We start from the raw sequence: 17,002 nt of genomic DNA, 5'->3' as shown, positions 1-17,002 counted from the left end.
AATCTAATCAAGTTATTTCTTAATCGAAAAAATATATTAATCCATATCAGCTTCATCTGTTACGACTACAATCTCTTCTTCATCTTCTTCGTCTGTTATTATTATAACAGTATCCTTTGGATTATTAATGTCTCCGGCCTTAAGAGAAGAAGTAAAAGGGTAAGTGTCAATTTTTTCTTTTGTAAGTACTTTATCGTCTGTGGTACAGGATTGAAAGATGGATATGATAGTTGATACGATAACAAATGTTATAATATATTTTTTCATTATTGTGTGAATTTTATAGTGATTAAAAATTTCTGAATAATTTATAGATCTCAGGAATTTGGATTCTTTCTAACTTATTAGTATAAGTATAATGAATAAGATTTCCCTAGATTCTGCCTCCGATGTAATGTTAAAATTCAAGACGTCTCGATTCTTGAAGAGATAGAATTTTATTTCTAATGCCTTGATGATTTTGTTTAGAGATAGTATATTTAAGAATGCGTAGCCAAAAGCTACGCATTTTTTGTTTTTCTATATATGACCATAGGCCTTTATCATTAGAATTCTAATATGGAGTTGGACATTCTGGAGAACCAGCACAGCAGTTATATGCATATGACCAACAACACCTTTTATGAGGATTCCAATGATAACCACCTTTTGGGCATTCACCTTTTGGAGGCCCCCCTCCAGAAATCTTTTTTTGCTCAGTTTTGTTTAAAGATTTTCCAAGATTCGAAATTTTTTTTAACATGATAAAATAAATAATTTGATTAATAAATTTACGATGGTTTAAAGACACCCGTAACTTCTGTCTAGAGTATAATTTTTTGTGTATGTAAGGCAATTTAGTTTCCTTTTTTAGATTATAAAATGCAATGTAGGTTTTAGTGATAGATGACTTGTAATTAGTGATGAGTATCATATTGTAAGTGACGAATATTTAATAATTAGGGATGATTTATTTCGTTAAAAAATGAGCTTGAAATGTATCCGTTTTTGATAGAGATGTTTTATTACTTTAATACCTTCCAATTGTGCAACTATTTTTAGTTGCTTTTTCTGTTTTTTGAATTTTGTACTCTGCTAACTGTAACAATATGAGAATAGTTTTGTCTTTTGATTATAAATAAAATCATCAAAAAACATTTAAAACATATCTAAAATGAAAACACAAAACAGTAATATTACAATGCTGCTATGTATAGTAATAGCTTTGCTTACTATTACCCCAGTGATGGCACAAAAAAAAATGAAGGGTAATGGTAATGTTGTTACCCAGAAGAGAACAATATCACCTTTTAATGAAATCATCGTAAACGGGGTTTATAATGTATACCTTACTCAGGGACAAAATGAATCTGTAAAAGTAGAAACTGATGAGAACCTGCAAGAAGCTGTAATTGTTAAAAACAAAGGGAATGCACTGGTTTTAGGCTGGAAAAAAGGAATAAACGTGAAAAGAAAAACCAAAATGAATGTTTATGTGACGCTAAAAGATATAGCAAAGTTAAAGGTAAAGGGAGTAGGGAATGTTAAAACTTCCTCTAAACTTTCCTTAAACACACTTGATGTTGAGGCATCTGGAGTAGGAAACGCATCTTTAGAATTAGATTGTGAGAAACTAGATGGTGAAATTTCTATGGTAGGTAATTTTACTTTGAAAGGAAAGGTTACAGAGGTAATTCTTGATAATAATGGAACAGGAGCTTTAAGAGCTTTTGATTTGGTTGCTCAGAAATTAGAGATTAATAACTCTGGTATCGGAAAAGTAGAAGTAAATGCACAACAAGAAATAAGCATAACTTCTTCTGGTATTGGTAGTGTTTATTATAAAGGAAAAGCTAAGACAACAAAATTAGACCATCGCGGGATGGGTAAAATAAAAAAGGTAGATTAAATACAGAATAATTTAAGTGTTACTATTCTTTATCTGTCACATAGAGCCCTAATATAAGGGCTCTGGGCAGGTATTATTAACGAATTCTTTTTAACCCTTCTTTTTCAGATAAAGGTTTTAGTTTAGTGTTGGTTATAAAGTTTACTACAGCATCTGGATTTATTTTTGAGTATTCTCGCAAAGCCCAACCGATAGCTTTCTTTATAAAGAATTCATTAGAAGATTTATGTTGCTCACAAAGACGACATAATAATTGATAATCCGTTTTATCTTTATATCCTAATTGAAATAAAATGGCACTTCGGTTAAGCCACATCTTATGAGAACTAGAAAATTTTTCAATTACTGGATGTATTTGATTTGGGAATTGCAATAAATATTTACCCAAAATATGTTTTGCTATAAAATCAACCGAATCCCACCAGGAATTAGTAGTAATCAGTTGTTCTATAAAATCAATGTCACCTATATTATATTTCTTTTTTAAGAGTCGATCGACCAGTTCCATAGCGCAATAATGTAGTTCTCGTTGAGGTTTTTTATAGAGTACATTTGCAATACTAATCACATTATCATGAGTGAGAGTAGGTGTATATTGAAGAATAGCATCTTTTAGAAGCGATTTTCTTATAGGAGCTTTTATGCCATAATAAGAAAAACGATTTTTCATATAGGCTTCCATTCGTATTGCTTCTTGAGCATTAGCATAGCCTTGGAGTATAGACATTAGAGAGGTTGTGAAATCCATGTTTTTATATAGATTAAAACCCTACTGCAGTATCATCACCTCTTTTATCTGCCCCGCCTTCGAGTCTTCCATCTGGGAGAACAAGAATACCATCAACCTTGCCAATAATTTTAGAATCTTCTTCATTAATTTGATATCCTTTTTGCCGTAGGCTATCTAATAAGATATGATTAAATGATTCTGGCTCAAATACTACGATATCGGGTAACCATTGATGATGAAACCTGGGAGCATTAACTGCATCTTGCATGGTCATTCCAAATTCTTTCACATTTAAAATAGTCTGCAGTACCGAAGTAATAATGGTAGATCCTCCAGGAGTACCAACAGACATCCAAAATTTTCCATCTTTCTCTACAATTGTAGGAGTCATAGAGCTTAACATTCTTTTTTCGGGAGCTATGGCATTGGCTTCTGCGCCTGTTAATCCAAACATATTTGGTACACCAGGTTTGGCGCTAAAATCATCCATCTCATTATTTAGAAAGAAACCTAATTCTGGAACATATAATTTAGAACCATAAGCTCCGTTAAGTGTCGTTGTTACCGAAATAGCATTTCCGAATTGATCTACAATAGAATAGTGGGTGGTTTCGTCACTTTCATATCCTGGAATGCTACCACGATTAATATCTGAAGATAATGTAGCCTTGTCAAAACTAAAATCTAGCATGCGATTAGAAAGGTAGGATTCATTAATCAATGTATCGATAGGAATTTTTACAAAATCAGGATCACCTAAATAAAAACTACGATCTGCATAAGCCCTTCGTTCTGCTTCTGTAATTACCTGTATACTTTTAAGAGAATTATGGCCATAGCTGCTTAGATCATAAGGTTCTATCATCTTCATAATCTGAGCAAGACATATACCGCCACTCGAAGGTGGAGACATAGAAGTTATATTGAGGTTTTTATACCTAAACTGTACAGGTTTACGCCATTTTGCTTTGTATTTTCCCAAATCATCCATAGTGATGATACCACCTCTGGATTGGATGAAATTAACCAGTTTTTGACCAGATTCGCCTTCATACAACTCGGCAGCTCCATTTTTAATGATCCTCTCTAGTGTTTCAGCTAGTTTTTGTTTTTTAAGGTATCATTGGCTTTATAACCTCTAAGAATAGGAATTGTATCTTCATTAGCCTCATAGAATAAATCTTTATAATGTACAAAGCGTCTTTCTTGTTTTTCGGTAATCACAAAACCTCTTTTTGCCAATTGTACCACAGGAGTAAGTATGTCTTCAATGGGTAAGGATCCAAATTTTTTATGCACTTCAAAAATACCGGCAATAGTTCCGGGAACACCAACAGCCATAGCTCCGAGTTGACTTTTTTTAGCGATAAATTCTCCTTTATCATCCAGATACATATCTTTGGTAGAAGCCAGAGGTCCTTTTTCTCTATAATCCAAAGCACCAGTTTCACCATTAGCTTTTCGGTATACCATAAATCCACCACCTCCCAAGTTTCCTGCTACAGGGTATGTAACTGCTAAAGCCATAGCTGTACCAACCATAGCATCAAAAGCATTTCCTCCTTTTTTCATGATGTCTGCTCCAATTTTTGAAGCCTCCTCCCGGGCAGAAACAACCATAGCTTTTTGAGTAACGAGACCAACAACTGGTTTGACCTCTTGCTTTACTTCTGTATTATTTTTACATGAAAAATTTAAGACAAGTAAAGTGATATAAAATAAATACCTATTGGATCTTATGTTCATAATATTCTTATTTCATTTTTAGTGTAAAGTTCTAATTCTTCAAAAAAAGAACGAAATTCTTTATCAAAATCAACATAATATTGTTCGAGTTCGATAACTGCAAAATTCATCTTAGATCTATTTTTTGTTCTCTGATTCATTTGATATAATATTGTACCTATTCCTGGAATGGTGGCATAGCTAAGAAGCCAGTTGTCTTTAATCATATAGGGCATAAAATTTTGAATCTGTTTAGGTAAAACTTCATGATATTTATACAATAAATCATAAAACTCTGCTACATACGTTTCAAGAGGAATATTGGAGTATTCTTTCCAATTAGCTGCCAAAAAATGATCATAAAGAACATCTACGATTACAGTACTGTAATGCCTGTATTTTGGAAATAACCTAGATACACTTTTTCTTACAATGGCATGAGTATCGGTATATGAATCAATTTTACGATGCAAGGTAATACCTTGCTGAATACGGTTTGAATATTGTAGTAATTGCTTTTTTCCTTTGACAGAGTCTGCGATAAAATTACCTATTTTAAGTTCTTGGTCTTCACCAGAAAGATATATGTGGGCTAGAAAATTCATTGGGTTAAAATACGATTTTTTAAATACTAATATCTATTAATTATAGTTGTTTGTATGACAAAAAGTATCACTTGTAAAAAAATAAAGGCTAGTGGTTAAAATAAATTACTTTTGATGATATCCCTAAAAACTTAGATGCTGAAATGCACCATGTTTATCCTTTCTTTTACAATTATTGTTTTGCATTTATCGTGTAATAAAGAAATTGCAAGTAAAGATTTAAAGATTCATTAATTTTTGTAAAAAACTGATTGTGTTTATAAAATTATAACCTATTAAATTGTTGCTGTTTGTCATATCTTGTACATTTGTTCGAAATAGAAAAATCAATCAAAATATATGACATTAATAAAATCAATTTCAGGGATTAGAGGAACAATTGGAGGAACAGTTGGTGATAATCTTACTCCGGTAGATGCGGTAAAATTTGCTTCGGCTTATGGAAGTTGGCTAAAAAATGAAACTAATAAAGATCATCCAATTGTAGTTGTTGGTCGTGATGCCAGAATTTCTGGACCTATGATTCAACAATTGGTAATGAACAGTTTGGTTGGATTGGGGATTCATGTTATTGATTTAGACCTTTCTACGACACCTACCGTAGAGATTGCTGTTCCTTTAGAAAAAGCAGATGGAGGAATAATTCTTACAGCTAGTCACAATCCGAAACAGTGGAATGCATTAAAATTACTGAACCATAAAGGAGAATTTTTGAATGCAGAGAATGGTAAAAAGATTTTGGATATAGCAGAAAATGATGAATATGTTTTTGCAGAGGTTGATGATTTGGGAAGTATCACGGTAAATGATACCTATATCGATAAACATATTGAAGAAGTGCTAAATCTATCTCTGGTAGATGTAGAATTGGTGAGTAAATCTGGTTTCAAAGTTGTTGTAGATGCTGTTAATTCTACAGGAGGTATTGCCATACCGGGGTTACTTAAGAAAATGGGAGTAGAGACTATTGAATTATATTGTGAGCCTAATGGGCACTTCCCTCATAACCCAGAACCATTAAAAGAACATTTAACAGATTTGTCAGAATTAGTAGTTAAGGAGAAGGCAGATATGGGAATCACCGTCGATCCTGATGTAGATCGTCTTGCTTTTATGAGTGAGAATGGAGAAATGTTTGGAGAAGAATATACATTAGTTGCCTGTGCCGATTTTGTATTAGGAAAAACTGGTGGCAATACTGTTTCTAATTTATCATCAAGTAGAGCGTTAAGAGATGTAACACAAAAACATAATGGGAACTACGAAGCAAGTGCTGTAGGCGAGGTTAATGTAGTAGAGTTGATGAAAGCAAATAATGCAGTTATCGGTGGCGAAGGTAATGGAGGGATTATATATCCAGAATCACATTACGGAAGAGATTCGTTGGTAGGAGTAGCCTTATTCCTTACACACCTGGCAGAAAAGAAATGCAGTGTAAGCGAGTTACGAGATAGTTACCCTTCTTATTTTATGAGTAAAAATAAAATTCAGCTAACTCCAGATTTAGATGTTGATGCTATTTTAAAAGGATTTCATTCAAAATATGTTTCAGAAGAAGTCTCTACTGTTGATGGCGTAAAAGTAGATTTTGCAGATTGTTGGGTACATTTACGTAAAAGTAATACAGAGCCTATCATTCGTATTTACACCGAAGCCTTGAGCCAGGAAAAGGCAGATTCATTGGCAGAAGATACGATCATTACTTTAAAAGAAATAGCTGGAATGTAAAATTTAGCCAAACGTTTTATTTACTTGGATCTTTTCGTTGAAAGAATATATAATAAGGTATCTATTTCTATCTTGAGTTGATATAGATATCTTATTTTAGATAAAATTATGGTTGAATAATATTCTTTAATTACTCTGGCATTTTTCGAGCTCATTAAATAGATTATCTTCTACAGTAGAGCAGTCAAGTTCATTTTTAATACTTGAGCCATTATAGACATAAAACCTTTTGAATATTACAAAATTGCTGTCACCAGGTTCTCCTCTTTCGTTTATACCAGTTATTCTAACTCCTTTCGAAGTATCTTGTGAATATCGTTCTTTATGACGTAGTTTTTCTTTATTTCCTTTGCTATCAACGATATAGAATTTTTGATCTAATTGTTGTTCCCATATAGTAACAAGAAGGTTTTTGGGGCGTTTTAGGTCGTTTTTAAGAAGTATAAGCCCATTATCAGGTACATGTATGATACTTCTTCCATTTTTTTTCTGTGCCTCTTCACCGCATTCAAAGTTATATACTACTCTAATACACCCTTGAAAATTTTGGGGAATAAGATATGTTTCTTTATGAAATAGTAAAGGATACATGGTAATACCAAATGTTATGAATATAGAAATAGCAGTAAAACCTATTGTATAAACAGGTAAAAGGACAAGTCCCAAAACCCCATTATTTGTACGCTCATTATTTTGTGATAAAAATAGATGTAAAAAGCTAAATTGCAAGAGGATAGCTATAAAGTATATAATTATCATGCCAGGGAGAACAGTCGAGTTATATACACCGTATCCGATAGCAAATAGGAGAGTAGATAAAAAAGCGATATACCCCCAAACAATTGCCAAAAGAACACTAATAGTGATGATGAAAATGATGACAAGAATTATTTTTTTGTTGTTTAAAAAAGAGAGAATGAGTTTTGCAGAAAAAGCAATACCAGTGGCTAGTGGAAGTATTCGTATAACCAGCATTTGTATGGCTTTACCAATATCCAGATTCTCTTTTTGACCGGTAAATAGAAGTATAATCCACAAAACTGCGCAACAGCTTATTATATTAATAATAATACTTAATAAACCAATACTCCAGTTTTTTTTAATTGTATTCAACACTTTTATTTTTTTAACGATATCATTTTTAAAACCTAATTAGGAAGAAACTTTAGGGTAAAGTTCTTATTAGTAGATAGGTATATTAGTGATATACATATTTTAAAACGAAGATATAGGATATGTTTATGTAATAAACCCCTGAAAACCATGAAATTTAATTACTTCATATGCCAAACATAACATCTAATAAATTCTAAAAAGACATTAAATTTGGTAAAAAAATGTAGTCCTGCCAGGGTGATAAAATATATTTGATCAAACTATACGCCATAACAAATTTGATACATAGTTTAATCGACTATGGCTCCCTCAGGAATTTGTGAATTCCTATGTTTCCAGCGTTTGTGAGTCCATAAGTAATATTGAGGTTTTTCACGAATTTGATTCTCAAGTAATTGAAGGTATTTTTTTATGATGAAATATGGTTCTTCTTCTTTACTGTTTTCAGAGATAGGGATAAATCTTACTTCATAGTGCCCTCGTTTTACTTTTTCTACATGAAGATATAATACAATAACATCAAGTCGTTGTGCTAAGAACTCGCCTCCTAAAAATATGGGCACTTTGACTCCCATAAAATCTGTCCAATATTTTGCGTTGTAAATTTTTGGAGATTGATCAGAGATCATACCGTATCCGCATACAGTACCTTCCTTTTTATCTTTTATAATTTGTCTTGCAACCTTATGACTAGGAATAAGTCGGGAATCAAAACGACCTCGGATACGATGTGCAAGACGATCAAAATATTTGTTTTCTATTTGTTTATAGATTCCTACACATGGGTTTAAAGAAACAAGATCGACTGCATTAGACCATTCGAAACTACCATAATGCCCCATTAATGTAATTATACTTTTATTTTTCCTTTCAAACTCATGAAACTCATCCAGATTTACAACTTTATATCGTTTTATTAATTCTTCTCTAGAAATTGAAAGTGATTTTGTCATTTCTAAAAACATATCACACATATGTTTATAAAATGATTTACTAATATCCCGGATTTCTTTTTTAGATTTTTCTGGGAAAACCAGTTGTAAGTTCCCTGTTACTGTTTTTCTTCTGTACCTAATAACATAGTATACCAAAATATAAGCACAGGTAGAAAACGCATAAAATAATCGCCAGGGTAGTTTAGAGATACCTAATATTATAGGATAAACTAAGTAATATATAATTAATTGCATAAATGTAGTGTAGTTAAAAACGCATAAAGGTAAGCTTATTTGGCAGTATGTAGATGAATCCAGGTTTTAATCTACAGTGGCACCTTCAGGAATAGGCGCATTGCGGTGTTTCCATCGTTTGTGAGACCATAGGTAATACTGTGGTTTATTATAAATTTGATTTTCCAGTAATCTAAGGTAGCTTTTTACAATAGAATAGTCTTCACAGTTTTTCGAGTCTTCTGTTAGTGTAACAAAAGTAGCTTGATAGTATCCTCTTTTTATTTTTTCAACTTGTAAATAGTATGTGTTTAACCCTAATCGTTTCGACAATACTTCTGCTCCTAAAAAAACAGGAACTTTAATGCTCATAAAGTCAGTCCAAAAGGTTGCTTTATATAATTTTGGAGATTGATCAGAAATTAGTCCATACATATATAATCCTTCTTTAGATTGATCTTCTGTAATTACTTTCATAGCATCTTTAGTACCTATTACTCTCGAGCCAAATCGGGCTCTAATTCGATGTACTAATCGATCGAAGTATTTATTTCCTATTTTCTTATATACTCCAACTGCCTGAAAATTTGTTTGTATATCAATTACATTTGCCCACTCATAACTAGCATAATGGGCCATAAGTATCATGATATTTTCTTTCTTAGCTTCTAATTCGTGTAGTTTTTCAATATTTGTAACCTTAAATCGTTCTTTCATTTCTTCATTTGAAATGGATATCGATTTAATCATTTCGAGAAACATATCACACATATGCTGGTAAAACTCTTTTCGTATTTTTTTGATTTCTCGAAAAGTTTTGTTTGGGAAAACTAACTCCAGATTTTGAGTTACAGTTTTTCTTCGGTATCGAAAAATATAATATACCAGGAAAAAAATGCATGTAGAAAATGCATAAAAAAGTCTCCATGGTAGTTTTGAAATAAACCATAAAAAAGGGTAGACTAATTTATAGATAATTAATTGCATAAAAAGGCGGGGTTTAATTTACGAAAATAATGGTATTTTGTTAAATCTAGAGATTTGGGCATTAAAAAATACTAAAAATGAAAATATGGTGCTATAAAAACGAAATGGTAAGATCATTAGAGTACATACTATCTTTGATCTAATCGACTATTGCACCTTTAGGAATTTTCGTATTTCGATGCTTCCATCGTCTATGAGTCCAAAGATAATATTCAGGATTTTCTTTGATTTGGTTCTCTAATAAAGAGAGGTAGGTTTTTGTAATAAAATGGTCTTCACACTTTTTTGGATCATCGGTAATTTTTATGAATTTTGCCTGATAATAGCCACGTTTTATTTTCTCTACTTTTAGGTACATTACAGGCATATCTAACCTTTTTGCTAGTACTTCCCCTCCTGCAATAACAGGAACTTTAATGTTCATAAAATCGGTCCAGTATAATGCATTTTTCAATTTGGGAGATTGATCAGATAATAAACCATAGGCGCATAATTTGCCGTTTACTTTATCTCGGGTAATCTCTTTAATCACCTTACGATGTCTTATAAGCCTTGTATTAAATCTACCTCTTATACGATGTGCTAATTGATCAAAATGTTTGTTTTTAATTTTTTTGTATACACCAACTATAGGAAAATCCATTGCGAATTGAGCAGCAATTGCCCACTCATAACTAGCATAATGCCCCATTAATACAATAATACTTTTTTGATGAGATTGTACTTCTTTAAAAGTATGAGAGTCAAGTATTGTAAATCTTTTGGTCATTTCTTCTTTAGAAATAGAAAGACTTTTTATCATTTCCATAAACATATCGCACATATGTTTGTAAAATTTTTTACGAATTTTATAAATTTCATCTATAGGTTTTTCGGGAAAAGCTAATGTTAGGATTTTTGTAACTACCTTTTTTCTATAGCCAATAATGCGATACACTAAAATATAAACAGTACTGGATAAAAAATATAATAATCGCCAGGGTAATTTAGATATTACCCACAACATTGGATAGACTAAACGATATACAAATAATTGCATTCGATAAAATTAAATTAGGGACACAAATATAAAATTATTCGTTTTTTTTTATCATAAACTTTTGCTAATAAGAAAAGGATAATTTAGTTAGATTTTTTGAGGTTAAAATATATAGTATATTTGGATAAAATTACAGTTGTATGGGGACACTTGACATAGTTATAATTATAATTATTGGGGCTAATATATTGATGTCATTAAAAGGATTTAATGACTTTTCGTTTTTTGAGAAATATAAGTTTAATATAGGAGGGATAAGAAGAGGAGAACAGTTAAGAATGCTAACTTCGGGTTTTTTGCATGTAGATATGATGCATTTGTTCTTTAATATGTTTACACTCTATTTTTTTGCACCTGTCGTTGTTAGCTTTTTTGGTAATGTTAAGTTTTTGATAGTGTATTTTGGTAGTTTATTAATGGGGAATTTGTTTTCCTTGTTTTTTCATAAAGACGAATATCATTACAGTGCCGTAGGAGCAAGTGGTGCAGTTTCTGGAGTTATATATGCGGGCATATTATTTAGACCAGATATGAGTTTATACTTGATGTTTATTCCAATTCCTATTCCTGCATATATTTTTGGTATAGGGTATTTAGTATATTCTATTTTTGGGATGAAAAACCAAATAGGAAATATAGGCCATGATGCACATTTTGGAGGAGCTGTTGGAGGGTATGTAATAACTTTAATATTGGCTCCCTGGTTATTTCAGGAAAATTTATTTATGATAGGTCTATTAGCAGTTCCTATTATAATTCTTTTTATTTTGCAAAGACTAGGAAAACTATAACAAATAAACGACCCACAAGAGGTCGTTTTTTATTTATATTCTATATGTTGAATTAAAGAGACTTTTGTTCTAGTAATTCTGAGATTTTCTTTTCTAATGCGGGCCCTCTAAGGTTCTTGGCAATTACATTTCCTTTTTCATCGATGATAAAAGTGGCAGGTATGGATCTTACACCATAGGCTCTGGCAATTGGTTCTTGCCAAAATTGTAAATTAGAAACATGATTCCATTCTAAGTTATCATCTGCAATTGCTTTGGTCCAGGCTTCTTGTTTTTTGTCTAAAGATACTCCTATAATATTAAGTCCTTTATCGTGGTATTTGTTATATACTTTTACAACATTTGGATTTTCTATTCTACAAGGTTTGCACCAAGAAGCCCAAAAATCGATAATAGTAATTTTACCCATAGATTCTTTAAGAGATAGCATCTTGCCTTCTGGAGTTGGAGCAGAAAAATCTTCGGCAGTAACGCCTATGTCTATTCTCTTTTGCTTAGAAACAGCTACTGCATTATTGATAAGCATATTTAAGTTTTTACCTAACCTTGTTGGTTTTAGGGTGTCATCAATTTGATCAAATTTCAATTTAGCTTCTTGTGCGGTTAACATCTTAAGGTTTAAGAGCTCTGTGATAGCTATAATAGATACTAATGAATTCGTATTATCTGTAATGTCTTTTCTAAATTGCTTTTCTTTTTCAATCAATTCTTGTCTTTCGAGAGCTATCTTGACTACTTTATCGGTTTCACCCAATTTTGAAGAAATCTGATATTGATTATTTAGATTTAATTTCTCTTCACCATATTTTTTAATAGTATTAATATAGGAAAAGAACAACTCATTTTCAGAACCTCCTTTGATCACAGAAGAACGTAAACTATCTTTGTAGATGGTCATTTCTATAGGGTTGTTCTCTGCCATAAACAATACATTACCTCTTATGTCTTTAAAAGTTAAATAATTGAAATCATTATTTTCCGGAGGAGGTAAAGTGATTTGAAACTTATCCTGTTGTATGCTTACAGAGTCAATAATAATAGGTCTGTTAGATTGACTAATAGAATTAATATACACTACTGTTCCATCTTCAAAACCAGCAGTATTGGCAGTAATAGTATATCCTTTTTGATCTTTTTGACAAGCGACAAGTAGGAGAACTGTAACAAACAAAGCAATTCTTTTCATAATAATTTGGATTATTTGATCGTAAAAATAAAGAATCCAAAGTATATACTCCAAAAATTAACGTTGTAGAAAAAAAGAATTGTTAAAAGCTCTATTTAGGTGTTCTACAAAATCAAAAGAAAAAACGTATCTTTTATGTAACAAATCCATAGGTTTTTAGTCTAACATAAATAGCAGATACCTACGAATTTTTAATAAAAAGATGGCAGAATTCAATTTTAATGGATTTTATGTCCAATTTTTTCAATTGCATTCGTCAAGTATAGTAGTACCATAGATATATTATATTTTCAGAATAATAATCTAATTAATTGTTAATATCTAGTGATACAATTTGGTTTGTGTTATTTTTGTAAACGACCAGAAAAGAGCAGACATGAGGGGTTTAGAGCAAGATTTTCCATTAGACATATCGATTAGTTTTTCAAAGTTTTTTGAACAGTATAGAGAATTGTTCAAAAATGGTAATGAACTTGTTAAGGACAGAGCTTCACGAGTTTTAGAAATTGCAAAAGAATATCCTGAATTAGAAGAAGGGATAAAGGAGGAAACGAGAATAAATGAATTGTTACCTCAGATTGATTTGATATTAGAAGATTCTTTTGCACAAATTCTACAGCAAAATGAAATAAAGATTGCTACAATACCTTTTCATAATACAGTATTAAAATCATCTCAACGTTATCAAAATATAATAGCCACTGCAGGTAAAGATTTTGAACCTCAGATTAAAAATTTTGATCAGAATCATTATTACATTATGGGATGTAGTATGGTTTTGAGTATTTATTATGGATATAATATTGATTTTAGAAGGCCTTTCTTTTATGATATTCCTGATGCTATGGGGATAATGAGGCATTACAGAATCATGTATAACGGAGACTTTATAGATATTATAAAAACAGATAGAGCCAAAGATATTACAGATGAGGATGTGGCAGAATTACTAGATAATTTTGACAATGTAGATATCTGGAAGGAAAAATTCCCACCACATAGTTGGCTTTTTAAAGGTGTGGTTATTGCAAATATGTTTGATGTTACAACAGATGTTTCGTTGTCTGACTTCAAAACCAGCCTTATTAAATATGATAAAACACAGGGTGATTTTGTTGGTAGTTTTCAACAAATTTTTAGAGCAATATTCAATTTACACGAAATTAAAGTCGGATTTTCTAGCTATAATCCAGAAGAAGAAGTATTAGAAAGAGTACCTTTTAAGGATATAGATAGTTATATTTTGTACGATAAATATTCTGATTGTTGTGAATCTGCTCTATGTGATGGAACATATCATTATCTTTTTGAAGAGTTTACATATTTTGCTATTTCTGATGTGAAAAAATATCAAAAATTAGCTAAAGATCAGATCATGTATAAAAATCTGATAGCTCAAGGCATTAATAGTGCAATACTTGCTCCTATAAAAAGCGGTAATAAATTACTAGGTATTTTAGAAATCGTATCGCCTAATGTTCATGAATTGAATAGTATTAATGCTAATAAATTACAGGATGTTATGCCATATTTGGTAGATTCTGTTCTACGTTCTAAATCCAAAACAGAGAATGAGTTAGAGTTGATTATCCAGCAAGAATGTACTTCGATTCACCCTAGTGTACATTGGAAATTTAAACAAGAAGCGAAACGATTTATGCGAGCCATGGTGGATGAGAACCCTGTATCATTTAGAGAAGTCGTTTTTGATAATGTATATCCACTATATGGGCAAATTGATATAAAAGGTTCTTCTGAGGCCCGTAATCAAGCAATACAAAAAGATCTGGTATTACAACTTAAAGGAATTGCTAAAGTAATTAATAAAGTCATAGAATCAGACCCTATACCTATTTATGAGCAATTAAAATATAGAACAAATCGATATATCAATTCTATCACAGAACAATTGCAAGTAGATAGTGAACAGAAAATTTTAAACTTTATTAAAAAAGAAATTGCACCATTGTTTAAGCACCTTAAACAAAAAAGTGTTGAGCTAGATGCACTTATTGGTCAATATGATGATATGTTGGATACGGTTATAAAAACAGTATATAAACATCGTAAAGCATATGATGAGTCTGTTATGCTTATCAATAAAAAGATGGCATCTTTATTAGACCAAAAACAAGATGAAGCACAAGGAATGTATCCGCATTATTTTGAACGTTTCAAATCTGATGGGGTAGAACACAATATGTATATCGGAGAATCGATAACAAAACAAGACAGCTTTAATAAAGTGTATTTGTATAACCTAAGATTATGGCAGTTACAGGTAATGTGCGAAATGGAAAATGCATATTATCAAATGAAAAAAGATTTACCTATAGCACTGGATGTAGCTTCTATGGTTTTGGTATTCAATTCTTCTTTATCGGTTAGGTTTAGAATGGATGAAAAAAGATTTGATGTTGATGGAACCTATAATGCAAGGTATGAAGTTGTAAAAAAACGTGTAGATAAATCTAAAATCAAAGGTACAGATCAACGAGTTACAGAAAAAGGTAAATTGGTGATTATCTATTCTCAACGCTCTGATGAAAGAGAATATATCAAATATCTTAATTTCCTGCAATCTAAGAATTACCTCGAAGAAGAAATTGAGATTGTAGAATTAGATAATCTTCAGGGAGTTACTGGGTTAAAAGCACTACGAGTTAATATTCTATATCATAAGAGTGAACAAGATAAAGAATACTATACATATGAAGATTTGATGAAAGAAATTAATTAAATCAGGAAGCGTTATTCCTGATGATTATCTTTTTATGGCATTAGCATATGTTATAAAAGTATAGTATACCCACCTGCCAAATTATCTTATTGTAGTGAGTTAAAGGCAAAAATAAATGAAATAACAGAGGTTATAATCCCTATCATAAAAACGGTATATGTAACCCTTAAGATTTTGTATTTTTTATGCAAAACTTTACCTAAAAAGTAAAGATCTTTTATCATCGTATCATAGATATATTCTTTATCATTCATTAGATCTGTCATTGCTGATTTATATTCATCTAATGGCATTTTATGAAAATTTCCGAAAAATAATAAGTTAACTTTCTTCTCTTCTATTTCTTTACGAGTAAACTCCCCACTTGTTATATTAGGGCGTGTTGCCAATACAGATAATACTATAGAAGCGATACAAAATATGATAAATATCAAAGTTGGATATATCAGATATTGATTAGAAGGGTTATCTAGCTTAGGTATAAGATTTGATAACGCAAGAGATATAATAATAGCATTTACAGAAAGTAATATATTGGCTTTTGTATCAGCAATATCACTTAGTTTCATATGATTCCTTAAGGTAACTCTAAATAAAGTTTGTATTCCTTTTTCGGGGTTTTCTTCTCTCAGTAATTTTTTTAATTTTTCTTTTTCCTGTTTCTTTTCCTTTTTTAGTTTTGCTTGTTCTTCCAACATTTTGGTAAGATTTTCTTCTTTTTTTGGTTTCCAATGAGAGATAGCATACTCGGTATAATACTGATGTTTATTTTTAAATAGGTCAATATTAGCCTTTAGCCAATCAGAAGGAGTTAAATCTTTAATGGCATTAAGTTTAAATTCACACCTTAACAGTTCGCTTGTTTCTCCATAATAGTCTTTTGCAAAATGAGAAGCATCGGCATCCCGTATAATTTCTTCCATAAGATTAGTAGGAACATGTTCCATTTTGGTCGCCATAATCTGTTCCGAAACTTGATTTATAACCTCTTGAGAAACATTTTGTTGACCTAAAAAATCTTTGGCTATCTCTACGCTATATTCTTCATGATTTTTAGAACTTTTAGAGTATCCGGTGTCATGCAACAAAGCAGTAAGCAATAAAACTTCTTTATCTTCATCAGATAAATTAGTATTATCAATAATTTCTTTTGTACTTTTAAATACTCTTTTGGTATGATCGTAATTATGGTAGATGCAAGAGTTAGGAAGCTCTTTTTCAAAAAGTTCCGAAACGAAATGATCTGTTTTTTCTAGTAGAGAAGACATACTTTTAATTTTTCGATAACCAAAATAATT

Annotated in this window: 14 protein-coding genes and 1 pseudogene; 4 read left to right on the top strand and 11 right to left on the bottom strand. The window is 31.1% G+C overall.

Annotated features, from left to right (window positions below; all coding sequences use genetic code 11):
* Positions 1 to 36 precede the first annotated feature (36 nt).
* The gene (locus tag DK441_RS00565; RefSeq protein ID WP_109097014.1) at positions 37 to 267 is read right to left on the bottom strand and encodes a hypothetical protein; all 231 of its coding nucleotides are present in this window, start codon (positions 265 to 267) and stop codon (positions 37 to 39) included.
* A 286-nt stretch (positions 268 to 553) separates the two neighbouring features.
* Positions 554 to 742, bottom strand: a complete 189-nt coding sequence (locus tag DK441_RS00560; RefSeq protein WP_025667924.1) for a hypothetical protein — start codon at positions 740 to 742, stop codon at positions 554 to 556.
* A 411-nt stretch (positions 743 to 1,153) separates the two neighbouring features.
* On the opposite strand from DK441_RS00560, the gene DK441_RS00555 reads away from it, so the two are divergent.
* Entirely contained in the window at positions 1,154 to 1,888 is a 735-nt protein-coding gene (locus DK441_RS00555; RefSeq protein WP_109097013.1) for a head GIN domain-containing protein, read from the top strand.
* A gap of 76 nt (positions 1,889 to 1,964) precedes the next feature.
* Here the strand turns inward: DK441_RS00555 and DK441_RS00550 are convergent, their stop codons facing one another.
* The 3 genes and pseudogenes from DK441_RS00550 to DK441_RS00540 form a co-directional block, all read right to left on the bottom strand.
* A complete protein-coding gene (locus DK441_RS00550) occupies positions 1,965 to 2,636 on the bottom strand; it encodes a DNA alkylation repair protein (RefSeq protein WP_109097012.1) in 672 nt (223 codons plus the stop codon).
* Positions 2,637 to 2,649: 13 nt separating this feature from the next.
* Positions 2,650 to 4,364 (bottom strand): annotated as a pseudogene (gene ggt, locus DK441_RS00545) (gamma-glutamyltransferase).
* Positions 4,361 to 4,948, bottom strand: a complete 588-nt coding sequence (locus DK441_RS00540; RefSeq protein WP_109097011.1) for an ACP phosphodiesterase — start codon at positions 4,946 to 4,948, stop codon at positions 4,361 to 4,363. The pseudogene ggt and the gene DK441_RS00540 overlap by 4 nt, the downstream one beginning before the upstream one ends.
* 339 nt (positions 4,949 to 5,287) lie before the next feature.
* Here DK441_RS00540 and glmM point away from each other — a divergent pair, with 339 nt between their 5' ends.
* Positions 5,288 to 6,676: a phosphoglucosamine mutase gene (gene glmM, locus DK441_RS00535; protein WP_109097010.1), complete on the top strand. Its 1,389-nt coding sequence runs from the start codon at positions 5,288 to 5,290 to the stop codon at positions 6,674 to 6,676.
* Positions 6,677 to 6,802: 126 nt separating this feature from the next.
* Here the strand turns inward: glmM and DK441_RS00530 are convergent, their stop codons facing one another.
* From DK441_RS00530 to DK441_RS00515, 4 genes are all read right to left on the bottom strand, one after another.
* Positions 6,803 to 7,789, bottom strand: a complete 987-nt coding sequence (locus DK441_RS00530; RefSeq protein ID WP_160111879.1) for a hypothetical protein — start codon at positions 7,787 to 7,789, stop codon at positions 6,803 to 6,805.
* 293 nt (positions 7,790 to 8,082) lie between these two features.
* On the bottom strand, positions 8,083 to 8,982 hold the full coding sequence (locus tag DK441_RS00525) for a lysophospholipid acyltransferase family protein (RefSeq protein WP_074410014.1): 900 nt from the start codon (positions 8,980 to 8,982) through the stop codon (positions 8,083 to 8,085).
* Between the two features lie 66 nt (positions 8,983 to 9,048).
* Entirely contained in the window at positions 9,049 to 9,948 is a 900-nt protein-coding gene (locus tag DK441_RS00520; RefSeq protein WP_109097008.1) for a lysophospholipid acyltransferase family protein, read from the bottom strand.
* Between the two features lie 139 nt (positions 9,949 to 10,087).
* Complete coding sequence (locus DK441_RS00515; RefSeq protein WP_109097007.1) at positions 10,088 to 10,987, bottom strand: lysophospholipid acyltransferase family protein; 900 nt, start codon at positions 10,985 to 10,987, stop codon at positions 10,088 to 10,090.
* A 140-nt stretch (positions 10,988 to 11,127) separates the two neighbouring features.
* Between DK441_RS00515 and DK441_RS00510 the strand changes: the two genes are divergently transcribed.
* Positions 11,128 to 11,778 (top strand): rhomboid family intramembrane serine protease, encoded by a 651-nt coding sequence (locus tag DK441_RS00510; RefSeq protein ID WP_025667915.1) that lies wholly within the window; start codon positions 11,128 to 11,130, stop codon positions 11,776 to 11,778.
* A 52-nt stretch (positions 11,779 to 11,830) separates the two neighbouring features.
* Here DK441_RS00510 and DK441_RS00505 read toward each other — a convergent pair whose 3' ends face one another.
* Positions 11,831 to 12,964 (bottom strand): TlpA disulfide reductase family protein, encoded by a 1,134-nt coding sequence (locus DK441_RS00505; RefSeq protein ID WP_109097006.1) that lies wholly within the window; start codon positions 12,962 to 12,964, stop codon positions 11,831 to 11,833.
* A 376-nt stretch (positions 12,965 to 13,340) separates the two neighbouring features.
* Between DK441_RS00505 and DK441_RS00500 the strand changes: the two genes are divergently transcribed.
* Entirely contained in the window at positions 13,341 to 15,704 is a 2,364-nt protein-coding gene (locus DK441_RS00500) for a GAF domain-containing protein (protein ID WP_109097005.1), read from the top strand.
* 86 nt (positions 15,705 to 15,790) lie between these two features.
* Here DK441_RS00500 and DK441_RS00495 read toward each other — a convergent pair whose 3' ends face one another.
* Positions 15,791 to 16,972, bottom strand: coding sequence for a Pycsar system effector family protein (locus DK441_RS00495; protein ID WP_109097048.1), 1,182 nt, complete (start codon positions 16,970 to 16,972; stop codon positions 15,791 to 15,793).
* Positions 16,973 to 17,002: the final 30 nt, after the last annotated feature.

The sequence above is a fragment of the Aquimarina sp. AU58 genome (genome assembly GCF_900312745.1).
Taxonomy (GTDB): Bacteria; Bacteroidota; Bacteroidia; order Flavobacteriales; family Flavobacteriaceae; genus Aquimarina; species Aquimarina spinulae.
The sequence above is the reverse complement of the archived record's forward strand: the minus strand, read 5'-3'. Positions and strand labels throughout refer to the sequence as shown.

Coding starts and splice junctions, on each gene's coding strand:
- DK441_RS00565 (WP_109097014.1), bottom strand. CDS start 267: ATGAAAAAATATATTATAACATTTGTTATCGTATCAACTATCATATCC.
- DK441_RS00560 (WP_025667924.1), bottom strand. CDS start 742: ATGTTAAAAAAAATTTCGAATCTTGGAAAATCTTTAAACAAAACTGAG.
- DK441_RS00555 (WP_109097013.1), top strand. CDS start 1,154: ATGAAAACACAAAACAGTAATATTACAATGCTGCTATGTATAGTAATA.
- DK441_RS00550 (WP_109097012.1), bottom strand. CDS start 2,636: ATGGATTTCACAACCTCTCTAATGTCTATACTCCAAGGCTATGCTAAT.
- DK441_RS00540 (WP_109097011.1), bottom strand. CDS start 4,948: ATGAATTTTCTAGCCCACATATATCTTTCTGGTGAAGACCAAGAACTT.
- glmM (WP_109097010.1), top strand. CDS start 5,288: ATGACATTAATAAAATCAATTTCAGGGATTAGAGGAACAATTGGAGGA.
- DK441_RS00525 (WP_074410014.1), bottom strand. CDS start 8,982: ATGCAATTAATTATATATTACTTAGTTTATCCTATAATATTAGGTATC.
- DK441_RS00520 (WP_109097008.1), bottom strand. CDS start 9,948: ATGCAATTAATTATCTATAAATTAGTCTACCCTTTTTTATGGTTTATT.
- DK441_RS00515 (WP_109097007.1), bottom strand. CDS start 10,987: ATGCAATTATTTGTATATCGTTTAGTCTATCCAATGTTGTGGGTAATA.
- DK441_RS00510 (WP_025667915.1), top strand. CDS start 11,128: ATGGGGACACTTGACATAGTTATAATTATAATTATTGGGGCTAATATA.
- DK441_RS00505 (WP_109097006.1), bottom strand. CDS start 12,964: ATGAAAAGAATTGCTTTGTTTGTTACAGTTCTCCTACTTGTCGCTTGT.
- DK441_RS00500 (WP_109097005.1), top strand. CDS start 13,341: ATGAGGGGTTTAGAGCAAGATTTTCCATTAGACATATCGATTAGTTTT.
- DK441_RS00495 (WP_109097048.1), bottom strand. CDS start 16,972: ATGTCTTCTCTACTAGAAAAAACAGATCATTTCGTTTCGGAACTTTTT.